The organism is Butyrivibrio sp. INlla16 (assembly GCF_900104155.1).
Classification (GTDB): Bacteria; Bacillota; Clostridia; order Lachnospirales; family Lachnospiraceae; genus Butyrivibrio.
On the sequence record NZ_FMYB01000027.1, the window covers coordinates 1 to 11,111 of the forward strand.

Annotated in this window: 9 protein-coding genes; 1 reads left to right on the plus strand and 8 read right to left on the minus strand. The window is 40.4% G+C overall.

The genetic code is table 11. The annotated features are described in order from the left end of the window. Positions 1–338: 338 nt before the first annotated feature. Entirely contained in the window at positions 339–644 is a 306-nt protein-coding gene (locus BLR42_RS13080; RefSeq protein WP_139165157.1) for a hypothetical protein, read from the plus strand. A gap of 444 nt (positions 645–1,088) precedes the next feature. Here the strand turns inward: BLR42_RS13080 and BLR42_RS13085 are convergent, their stop codons facing one another. The 8 genes from BLR42_RS13085 to BLR42_RS13120 all read right to left on the minus strand — a co-directional run. Beyond that, positions 1,089–1,403: a PspC domain-containing protein gene (locus BLR42_RS13085; protein WP_044915962.1), complete on the minus strand. Its 315-nt coding sequence runs from the start codon at positions 1,401–1,403 to the stop codon at positions 1,089–1,091. 273 nt (positions 1,404–1,676) lie between these two features. Then, complete coding sequence (locus BLR42_RS13090; protein WP_091870071.1) at positions 1,677–2,759, minus strand: acyltransferase family protein; 1,083 nt, start codon at positions 2,757–2,759, stop codon at positions 1,677–1,679. A 393-nt stretch (positions 2,760–3,152) separates the two neighbouring features. Further along, complete coding sequence (locus BLR42_RS13095) at positions 3,153–3,353, minus strand: hypothetical protein (protein ID WP_091869930.1); 201 nt, start codon at positions 3,351–3,353, stop codon at positions 3,153–3,155. A gap of 51 nt (positions 3,354–3,404) precedes the next feature. Continuing rightward, positions 3,405–4,055 (minus strand): helix-turn-helix domain-containing protein, encoded by a 651-nt coding sequence (locus tag BLR42_RS13100; RefSeq protein ID WP_022762357.1) that lies wholly within the window; start codon positions 4,053–4,055, stop codon positions 3,405–3,407. Between the two features lie 279 nt (positions 4,056–4,334). Further along, the gene (locus BLR42_RS13105; protein WP_330387362.1) at positions 4,335–5,474 is read right to left on the minus strand and encodes an aldo/keto reductase; all 1,140 of its coding nucleotides are present in this window, start codon (positions 5,472–5,474) and stop codon (positions 4,335–4,337) included. A gap of 57 nt (positions 5,475–5,531) precedes the next feature. Next, entirely contained in the window at positions 5,532–6,800 is a 1,269-nt protein-coding gene (locus BLR42_RS13110; RefSeq protein WP_091869933.1) for a hypothetical protein, read from the minus strand. Between the two features lie 494 nt (positions 6,801–7,294). After that, on the minus strand, positions 7,295–9,490 hold the full coding sequence (locus BLR42_RS13115; protein ID WP_091869936.1) for a leucine-rich repeat domain-containing protein: 2,196 nt from the start codon (positions 9,488–9,490) through the stop codon (positions 7,295–7,297). Between the two features lie 32 nt (positions 9,491–9,522). Further along, a partial coding sequence (locus tag BLR42_RS13120) for a leucine-rich repeat protein (RefSeq protein ID WP_170832766.1) occupies positions 9,523–11,111 on the minus strand: 1,589 nt, incomplete at its 5' end.

Genomic DNA, 11,111 nt, shown 5'->3' on the forward strand with positions numbered 1-11,111 from the left:
TCCTCTGGTCGTAACGAGGACAGCGTCTGTGGCAGAACGGACAATCATCCTGATGCCATTTATCCGTCCGCGCATGGATTCTGAGGTGGGTAACACCATCCCGATCAAGATAGAAGTTTGCATCTTCTACGACAGCATGATTGACATTGAGCAATTTTTTACATAATGTATTAGCAGAAACCATCTGTGGGTACCTCTGGTATTTCTGAATGTTGTAGTTTGGACGCTAATACATTACAGAAACACAGATGGTTTTTCAATTGCAAATATACATCAGAGGACTGGCATAGTACCCACCATCATGCCAGAAGCCTCAAATGTTTGTATCCGGAGAGACCATGAAAGATGCTGCAATAAGAATGGCTAAACAGCATACTATCATCTGGCCGTACGCCAAAAATGATCTCAAAAAGCATCATAATCCACAGTCTGTCACCGTCGTGGATATGAATGCATTCAAAAAACTCATGAAATCAGCTTCAGCTTACATTTCAAAAGGCTCAGATCTGAAGAGTAGTATAAAGAAAAGCGGAAACAAATCTTTATCAAAGAAGTATAATAAAGCAGTGATTTTTTACGGAAATGATAAAAAGCAGATCGGAAAGTGGTCAAATTCATACGGTAACGGAATTACTAATGACTGACATTGATGATATGGTGACTGTTCTGTTGCATGGACTCACCAAGCAAATTCACTATCGAAATGGTTCAATAGTTTTAGATATACCATATCAAAAATTAATTATATTAGAATTATTTATTTGCATGCTAATTACCTACTTTCCGCTATAATTCTCTTTACACTGAATCCCTCAGGCATTGTCTGGGGGATTCGCTTTATATATTAAAAAACAGCATTAATCACAAAATGAGCCGATGGGGTCGGCTCATTTCGCTAGATGTAACATGCAATAATAATCATTATTGCAATCATTTATATCATTCTATTCCGTTAATGGTTGTCGTGTCAATCAGGGCTCTTCCTTTTTCTTCAAGTAATAGCTGTGTCAGTAGAAAGAGATTATCCTGCTTAATTGAACAGCCCTGCATATCCAAAAGGATATCCGGATACTCCTCTTTTATATTTCTTAGATGCTAAAGCCTCTGATCTCTGAATTATCTGTAAAAGGCTTAAAACCAACAGGTTCACTTGATTCATAATAATCATTTGCCGAGTAACTGTTTTCTTTCTCATAGTAACCTGTGGTCTTTGCACCCTCCGGTGCATCATCCATTACTATAGCAAGGATGATATAAGGAAGGATTCCTATGCCTGTAGTAAATAAGAGAACCAAATAGATAACTCTTATAATCGTAGGGTCAATCCCAAAATACTCGCCCAAGCCACCGCATACGCCACAAACTTTCTGATCTGCACTTTTTCTAAGTCTTCTTTCTCTCATAACCTTTCCCTCGCTTCCTTTGAAGCAACTCATTGTTTATGAGATTATTCTAGGATTTTCTGCCCTTCTGATAAATGTTCATTTAGGCAAAAACGGCATAGCTATTTTTCTTTTAGAGCATTTTTTTCGGTCATATCCTTCCAGTGGTAATTTCCATAATAAGCAGGCCCTCTCGCAAAGATAACGGCCTGCCCTGCCCAAATGATATTTACGATTCCTCGTATCCCTCTTTTTTACTAGTAGCGCCCTTAACCAACGCAGCTAGAACATAATTCATACTTGATTACTTTTTTCCTTTTTTATCCCAAGTACACACCACCTTATAAAAGGTATGCGGCTCATTATCTCATACAGAAGGTAGGAGCCTGCGAATGCTGCTATTGTAACCAGCAGGTATACGATGATAGGTGCAAGGGTTGGACATAATGTATGCAGATACCATCCGCTGACTGCTATCATCAGATAATGGAATACGTAGAGCCCCCATGACTTTTTGCACATCCACTTTGCGAAAGCATTCTCGAAATTGCCCCATTTTTTCATGAAGGCAAGTATACCGATAGTTCCAAACCATGCGTATACATTGCACAATATTGTATCCAGAACCACATGATCCGGATAAGACTGACCTATATATAAAATCACGAAAGCTACGCAGGATGCGAGTGCAAGGATGCTTAATAACAGCCAGTTTTTGCCAAGTCGATCCATCACTTCGTCATGGGACAGTACAAAGTAGCCAATCAAAAAGCCCAGTCCGTAAATACCGAATCTGTATACCACTATTATCGGTGTGTTAAGTATCTGCGCCGCTCCGTACACGGGTATGACAAGAAGTATAACTATCAGAAGATTGGCCTTGCCGCAGATGTTGTAGAATCTGTCTTTTTCAATCCTTCTAATCAGTACCAGTATCAGGCTGAAGACCCAGAGCATCTGAATGTACCACAGAGGACCTGAGCCGCTGACAGCCATTATCAGGAAAATGATTGGCCCCGGTACGTTGTTCATGGAATTAAATGCACCGGAAATAAGCATATTGTAGTAGCCAAGAACCCAACCGAAAACCAGAAGTCCGATTGTTGATGGCACAAGATATTTTCTTGTCCTTATTTTGATGAATTCCTTCTCTGTTCGTTTAACCAGTTCATAGCGGGCTGACATGCCGGATACCACAAACAGAAGTAACATGAACCAAGGATATACAATGTACTGATACGTATCCTGGGGCTGATGATCACTGAAGGGACCGATGATTCCATGCTCTGTTACGCCGTTGAATATGTAAATTACATGATAGATAACAACCAGCACTACTGTTATCCAGCGAATATTATCCAAGTATACCTTTCTCATATTTCTGCCACCTTTGCTACATTTATTAACATTTTTCTTAATCATAAAAAAGTAAGCCCCGCCTGTCTACCAAGCGAAGCTTACATATTACGCTATTTTTTGTTAAATTTGGTTGCTTACGTCTCCTCGTATCCCTCTTTTCCCGGGTTACTTAATCTCGTCTTTAGTTCCGTCCTTCTTACACTTCTTTAACCAAAAGGCCAATTATCATTGCGACAACAAGTATCGGGAATGCTATGTAAACAAGACCTCCAACTACCAATGCTACTAAGATGAACGGTAGGAACACAAGGAAAAATGCAACCTTAATCATGTTCCAGGAAAACTTAAAAGAAAAGCAGACCACCAAAGCTGATGATCTGCCCGGAATATAGCATTTTATTCAGTTTTTATTTATTCTTCTACGTTCTCTGCCTCTTTTTTATTATTCTTCATAAGCTTGAAGCTTAAATATAAAGCAGTTAAAAACAGGCAGAAACCGTATCCCTGAATTAATCCCTTAAAATATGCGGGCATATCGACAAAGCCTGCAACTATAATCATCATAAGTCCTATACCGTTTGCATATCCATACTTGTTGTTTAAAAAGTTCATCTTTTTTCATCCTCCAAAGTTTATTATTTTGTATTTTTAATATCTGTTTTTTTACTTAAATATGAGCATCAGGCCAAATCCTATGCCGCCGCATACCACAGCTGCAATAACGGCTGATATTATTGTGGTCAGGGCTTTCTGGTAGGGCCTTTTAGCCTCTTCTTTTATCTTATCTGTAGGAGACAGTGTTTCTCCCTTTGTGAATGCAATGATTTCCTTGTAGGTCTGTACATTGTATTCCTTTTTATACTTTTCAATTCTTGTGGCAAAATACATCGTGCATGCAAACAATACCGCAAATGGGATGAGGAACCAGAACCCAATAGTAACTGCGAGTATTGGTGTCGTGATAAGAATAGCTATTATTGAAATAAGCATTCCTATCGCATAGGTGTTCATCTTGTTAATGTCAGCCTGCGTCTGTTCTGTGATGATTCTTTCCATTTTTTCAACATCTCCTTTTAATAGTTGGTCTACGGAGACATCAAATATTTCGCTTAGCAGCAACACGCTCTGAATATCAGGATAGCTTTTATCATTTTCCCAGTTTGAAATTGTCTGTCTTGAAACAAAGAGCTTTTCAGCCAATTCATCCTGGTTGATATTCTGTGCTTTCCGTAATTCTTTTATTCTGCTTCCAAGTTCCATATCGTATGTCTCTCTTTCCACCTCAGCATATCGAGATATTGAAAATGCTGCCATCAAAAGGCTTTTACATTCGTGTTTTTTGTAATGTCAAAAGCTTTTGACATCCGCTTGTTTACTGGGTTTCATCCCCGTTTAAGCTTTTAAATATCGGTTGTAATTTTAAATCACAGTATCTTATTTGTAACCTACTTTAATGAATCCCCTATTATTCTTATTCCCTCACTAAAAACACATCTTCTACTATAACGGCTTTCCGTAAATTAAAAAAGCCCTGTAGTGGTATTTATTTCCACTACAAAGCTTTTCTAAAACATTTTTACTTGCAGCACGGTATCAGTGCTCGTAAAGTTCCGCAACTTTCTTAAGATTGTCGATGATAGGCAGGTGTTGAGGGCACACTCCTTCACACTGACCACAGGCTATGCAGTCGCTTGCTTTGCCGAAAGTCTTTCCGAGGGTGCCGTAAGTGGAGAAATTTATTGTCCAACCCTTGTGCTCTAAGTCATCGCGCATGTCTGCATTGTAAAGGCTGAAATACTTCGGAATGCAGATGTTCATAGGACAGCCGCCTGTGCAATACGAGCAGGCTGTACAAGGTATTGCAATCTGGCTATTAATGATCTCTCCTGCCCTGAGGCAGAGGTCCTTTTCCTCCTCAGTAAGAGGCACAAAATCCTGCATGTAGCTTGTGTTGTCTTCCATCTGCTCAAGGCTGCTCATGCCGGACAGAACCATCATTACATTATCGAGGCTTGCCACAAACCTTATAGCCCAGCTTGGTATGCTCATTGACGCATCATGTTCGGTAAAAAGAGCCACCGCTTCATCCGGCATCTTATTTGCAAGTGTGCCGCCTTTTACAGGTTCCATGACGATTACAGGCTTGCCGTGTTTTACAGCAACGTCATAGCAGGCTTTTGACTGGATCCACTCACTGTTCCAATCCATGTAATTGATCTGAAGCTGAACAAACTCCATCTCCGGATGATCTGTCAGAATCTTGTCGAGAAGCTCCGGTGTGTCGTGGAATGAAAAGCCCACGTGCTTTATAAGACCTTCCTTTTTCTTTTCGAGGACAAAATTAAAGCAGTCCAGACATTCATATTTATTGAGCATATCTCCCTCTATGCCATGTATCAGATAGTAGTCAAAATACCCGGCTCCGGTTTTTTCTAGCTGCCCCTGGAATACTTTGTCTCTCTCCTCTATGGAGTTAAAAAATGCACTATGAAGTTTGGTTGCGAGTGTATATGACTCTCTGGGATGCCTGTCCACGAGAGCCTTCTTCACCACGCTTTCGCTTTGGCAGGAGTGATACATAAGGGCTGTGTCAAAATAGGTAAATCCTCTTTCAAGGAACATATCCACCATCTTACATACCTGTTCGATATCAACATCTGCATCATTGTGAGTGTCATTGAGAGGCATTCGCATAAGTCCGAATCCCAGTTTTTTTGCAGGCATAAAGTCCATATTTTCTCCCTCCTAACATAACTAATACAGTGTATGTATCAAAATGAAATTTTTACATCACACTTTTTCCGGTAGTTCCATATGCGCCACATCATTTAGCATTTCAGTGGTTTCAAAGCTTATGCCGTTTTCCGTTAGTTCTTTTTCAAAAGCCCTTACTACTGTGTCTTCTTCAAAATTCTGATGCATTGTCAGGAAAATCTTTCCATTTACGGCAGCTATTTCAACCAGAAGTCCGTTTGCGTTTGGCACGTGAGTCCAGAACTCCTTTATATGCTTTCCCACAGATGGATATTTCCATTTTCCGACATAGCTTACCATGCATGTAAACAGTTTTCTGCCGCCTGACAGCATCATGCCGTAAGTCTGCATTTTTGCCTCTACTGTCGGAGTAGCCTTGGCAATTGCCTTATTCCTTGAAGCAGAAACGGTCATGGTTTTCTGTATTCTCTCCTCGTCGCTTTGGATGAAGGTTTTTCCACGATATGCAGTGCATTGTCTGTCAAAAGGCATTGCTTTGATCTTATCGGAATAATCAAAGAAAACGGTATTGACACAGTTATGATGGGTATTGGGGGCATGCAGCATAGGTCTGGCATTTATTATATAAGACCCCATTATTCCCTTATCTCTGTCAGGGAAAAGCCTGTCAATTGTGCGTGCCAGAAGTATCGACACCATGACTCCCGGGCTTGCGTCATTTGCTGATGAAAACTTAAGAAAATCCTTTTCAGGAATCACAACGTCAAATAATCTCTGTTCGCAGGGAGTAAAGCCGCCATCTTCGACCAGTGAAAAAGCAGGTTTAAGCTTGAGAGAAGGAATATTGCTGATATCAATCTCAGGCAGCTGATCCAGAGGATCAAGATACTCATCCGGCGTAATCTCATCATCAAGAGTCCTGATGCCCTCGCTTTCAACGTCCCCGTACTTCTGCTTGGTGTAATAGTAGAGCATCGTGGACAGAACCATGTACATTCCTGTTCCGTCACACAGGCCATGATAGAAATCGAGGAAAATCTTATCTTCAAAGTAGCAAACTGCCCACATGTGATATCCCGTTTCTTTTGCACCGAGAGTCACTCTTTCCTTTTGGTTAAGGACAGCAATCGGCTCATCATTGTCCTCGTAAAAGATTTCATTATCATCGCGCTTCATTCTCAGAAGAAGGTACGGATAACGGTTTGCCGCTGATTCCACCGACTTCCTCAAAATATCGCCATCAACCTCGTCTTCCATTCGGACAACAAGTCTCACACTATAATCTGATCCTTGTCCAAAGCTTCCATAAACGTGCATTATATCGCCGGCAGTTATTTTTTTCATATTGTTGAGCCCTCATAAGCAATATTCCCTAAGGCTTATTGAACTGTTGTAGACGGATGTTAGCATCATGCGATTTTCACCAAATATTATTGGACCATTCTTGCCCAACGACCATCGGAGCCTTAGTCTATGGGAAAAGTAAATAAAAAGGCGTTTTCACCACTTTGGTATACATTTTGGTCACTTTTCAGAGACTTTTGGCAAGCATTTGTAAATAAAAAGGTTTTTCCTGAGTTTTGGTACCCATGATTTCTCAAAACTGGTATACCAAAATGCAAAAAACACGCTCTCATTTACAAATAGCATTGCAGAAGCCTAAAAAGGTGCGCAAAAAGTATACCAAAATGTCTAGAATGCTCTCATATTTACCGATGCCAACATGGATTAACATTATCTATTAAATTGTACTATATTAAGTTGGCTGACAATCTTAAATTTACATAAACAATGCACAAAGCGGAGGTTTTTGATACCTCCGCCTTTTTCAATACTATTTATTTGATCTTGACACTCTTTGAAAGGCCCTTCTTTACAAATAACTTCTCATAGGTCTTCTTCATCTTCTTGGGAACCTTGACGGTTACGCCGCTTCCGATACCCTTGAAGGCTTTCTTTGCAAGGGTGTCCTTTGTGAGCTTGCTTGACTTTGCATTGATAGTCTTAAGGTTCTTGGCTCCCTTGAAGGCATTAGCCCTGATGTTCTCAATGTTGTCTCCAAAGGATACTGTCTTAAGCTTCTTGCAACCGTTAAATGCCTTGGATGCAATTCCGGTTACATTGTAAGTAACACCTTCCAAAGTAACTGTCTGAGGCACTGTGATCTTCTTTGCCTTCTTGTTGGTTGTGCATTTGTAGTCAACAGTTGGATTCTGCTTATCTGCTGAAGTTACAACAAACTCTGCAGCCTGTTCTTCGTCAGTAAATGTGGTGTCTACCGGTTTTGGTTCCGGTGCTTCATTTTCAACCTTGGGAGCTGCAGTTTCAGCAGGGTTTGATTCGCCGTTTCCTGTATTTGAGTTATTGCCGGAATTACCGTTTTCGGAATTATTGTTGTCTTCCGGTGATTTACCTTTCTTGGGAATAACTTCTGTTTCTGTATGAGAGGGATTATTTTTACATGTACGTGTCTTAATACCGTCTTCTGTCTCGGTAGGCTCCTTGGTTACAACCCACTCGCCCCAGTCGTGACCTGTAGCTTTTTCTGTAGTTATGGCATCTAATGAAATTTCATTTTTGCCGTCTGAATCACTAAAATACTTATCACAACCACTGCAATGCCAACATTCAATATGGCCGTTTTCAGTACACGTTGCTTTCTGTTCGCTTAACTTTGTGAGATCATGAGATTCCCAAAGAGCTTTGATTCCTAAATCAGCAATTAGCTGAATCGAAACCAATGGTTGTTTAGCTAATGCATATTCATTTTCACCCAAAAGCCATCCAACAAAATGCTTTCCGGCAGGAGCCTCAAATGTACATTCGGGAAGAGTATAGCTTTCGTCAGATGTCTCAAATTCTGCACGGGTTCCGAAACCTTCACCGGGATCGATAATAATTTTCTTGATGATTTTATGTTTAACAGTAGTAGAATGGCCGCTACTATTTATAAATGCTTTAGCCGAAAAATAAATATCAGAAGCGCTGTATCTTTCTATTGTCAACGTGCTTGCTTTTGTGCCGAGAGCAAAATCATATACTTCTATAGGCGATTCCCATGCCCTTTCCCCTTTTGGGATTTTTATATAACTAACGTTTGTATCGAGGAATACACCTTCATTCAATTCGCTCACATACAAGGGAATGTTAATTTCTTCGAGATTAGAACAGTAACTAAATGCATATTTACCGATGGAATCAACATGATCATGTAAGCTGACACGTACAAAGGGATTATAAGCAAACGCATTTTCATCGATATGAAGGTAAGATGATCCCTCAACAAAATTCAGTTCAGTCAGTCCGCAATTGGAAAAAGCAGAATCGCCTATTCCCCAAACCGTTGAAGGAATTGTTATCTTTGCCAGTTTTTTACATGAAGCAAATGCATGGCTATATATAGTTCTTAATCCTTCAGGCAAATTGATATTTTCAAGGTTCTCATCCGATTCAAACACGCTTTCTTCAATGATCTCTATATCACTTGAAAGTTTGACTGTTTTTAAATTTGGACAGTTATGAAAAGCACCATATTCTACAGTTTTAACACTGTCAGGTAAAGCTATAGTTGACATACCGCATTGATTAAAAGCATTTACTTTTATACATCTTAGTTTACCATCTGTAGGAAAGTTGACATTTTCCAGATTCTTGCAATATTCGAAAGCCATTTGGCCAATACTATCGACATTTTTCCCAATGGTAACTGTTTTCAGATTGGAGAAACTATTAAAAATACGATCTCCAATAGAAGTAATGTCATCTCCGATTACTATCTCGGAAACGTCTGATTCGCTACCATACGCAGGCAAATCGCTAGTATTGGCATATTCTGATTTACCCCACATGTCACCACTACCTTCAATATAAAGAGTACCGGAAGATAACCTCCAGGTCGCATTTGGCCCGCATTTTCCGCTGGTTGCAGCGTGTGCCGTGAGTGTATTGCCGGGGATAGAGCCGGCAAATATCAGGGCTGTGACAACTGTTGTTACAATTAGCAATAGTTTTTTGAAACACTTTTCTCCTAGCATTTTTCTCCCCTACTATTAAAAATCATGCAGATTTACTTGACTGTTACTGTTACCGTTTTAGCAAGGCCATTTACAGCGTAGACGTAAATTGTGCAATTACCGCTGGCTATTGCCGTTACTGTGCCGTTTTTGTCGACAGTGGCAATGGCGGGATTGGTTGAAGCATAGCGGAACTGTGCTGCGTGGCCATCACTAACCTTCTTCTTTTTGTTTTCAAGCTTCACTGTAGCCTTTATTTTTGCTGTTTCTCCGGCTGTTAATGAAAGTGCTTTTGTCGTAAGCTTTATCTCTTTGGGATTTGTGTATTTACTACGGTCCTTTCCTGATATGTGGGAAGAGACAGTTTTGCCTACGTTGTTTCCGCTGCTGTCGTAAGCAGCTACGTAGATCTTTATATTCTTTTTCAGGTTCAGCTTCTTGCCGTTTAACTTTTTAACCGTAACCTTATTGTTTGTGGTTGTTGCTACAGGTTTCCTGGAATATTGGCTTCCACAGTAAGTCATGTAAACCTCGTATTTTGATACGCCTTCTGTCTTATCCCAGGATATTCGGAAGTTGCCATTTTTCTGGGAAACCTTTATTCCCGAGAAGAATATTCTTGCCACGGCGTTTTCAGTTGATTCCTTATCAGGAGCTTCAACTTCTATTTTGGGGGCTTCCTCTTCTTCAGCTTTCATCGTTAGCTGACCATTTTCGGTCGTGACAATGTAATTTTCCGGTTTTCCGGATGTGAACTTATACGATGAAACAACATTTTCCACGGGGCTTTGGCTGGCTGAACTAATCGAACCCGTTACCGTAGCTTCTATCGAATCAGTTCCGACAAGTCCCGTCACATCATACTCCGGCCAGCTGTGGGCATTTCCGTCATATGTAAATTCCTTGTCCTGCGCCTTAACCGTTACATTCTTCTTGTCCACTGTTAGCGTGCCATTTACTGTTGTTATTAAATAGTTTCCTATAGAGGTTTCTGTTCCGGTAGTCACAGCTTCGCCGTCTACTGTAGCTATAACATTAGGCTGCGTTCCGGCATCCGTTATCGTACTGTCTGCGGTCATACTCACTGTAAAACAATGATCATCTCCCGCTTCAAGATCCGTATATGTAAAGCTGCTATTAGTAAGTTCATCTCCGTCATAATTTTTAGAATCGTCTCTGGCTGTGATAGTCACGCTCTTTTGAGTGATTGAAAATTCCTTGTATTCTGTCATATCAGCGTAGTCAGTTCCTGACACTCCGGCTACTTTAACGCGATATGTTCCTACATCTATAGCATCCGTAACAGCCTCCCACTCTGAGCCGTTTTTCCTTTCAAAACTTAATGTATAATCTTCATCCTTTTTCAGCGTCGTTCCAAATTCTACCGTAGGATCAGGATTGTATGTAGCCCCATCATATGTTTGATCATCGATATCGGAAATAGTAAATGTTGTCACCAAGGTAACACCACTTGGGAAGCTGCTTTTTAATGTATCCCAATTCGTACCTCTATAATAAACCGTCTCCAGATCTGTACAGTCTTCGAATGCCGATGCTGCTATGCTATTCATACTTGATGGTATGGTTATGCTCTTAAGGTTATAACAAGTCCAGAATGTATAGGGTTCTATGCTCGTCACAC

Bases quoted from the DNA above. Each gene is read 5' to 3' on its own strand.
- BLR42_RS13080 (WP_139165157.1), top strand. From the start codon at position 339: ATGAAAGATGCTGCAATAAGAATGGCTAAACAGCATACTATCATCTGG.
- BLR42_RS13085 (WP_044915962.1), bottom strand. From the start codon at position 1,403: ATGAGAGAAAGAAGACTTAGAAAAAGTGCAGATCAGAAAGTTTGTGGC.
- BLR42_RS13090 (WP_091870071.1), bottom strand. From the start codon at position 2,759: ATGAGAAAGGTATACTTGGATAATATTCGCTGGATAACAGTAGTGCTG.
- BLR42_RS13095 (WP_091869930.1), bottom strand. From the start codon at position 3,353: ATGAACTTTTTAAACAACAAGTATGGATATGCAAACGGTATAGGACTT.
- BLR42_RS13100 (WP_022762357.1), bottom strand. From the start codon at position 4,055: ATGGCAGCATTTTCAATATCTCGATATGCTGAGGTGGAAAGAGAGACA.
- BLR42_RS13105 (WP_330387362.1), bottom strand. From the start codon at position 5,474: ATGGACTTTATGCCTGCAAAAAAACTGGGATTCGGACTTATGCGAATG.
- BLR42_RS13110 (WP_091869933.1), bottom strand. From the start codon at position 6,800: ATGAAAAAAATAACTGCCGGCGATATAATGCACGTTTATGGAAGCTTT.
- BLR42_RS13115 (WP_091869936.1), bottom strand. From the start codon at position 9,490: ATGCTAGGAGAAAAGTGTTTCAAAAAACTATTGCTAATTGTAACAACA.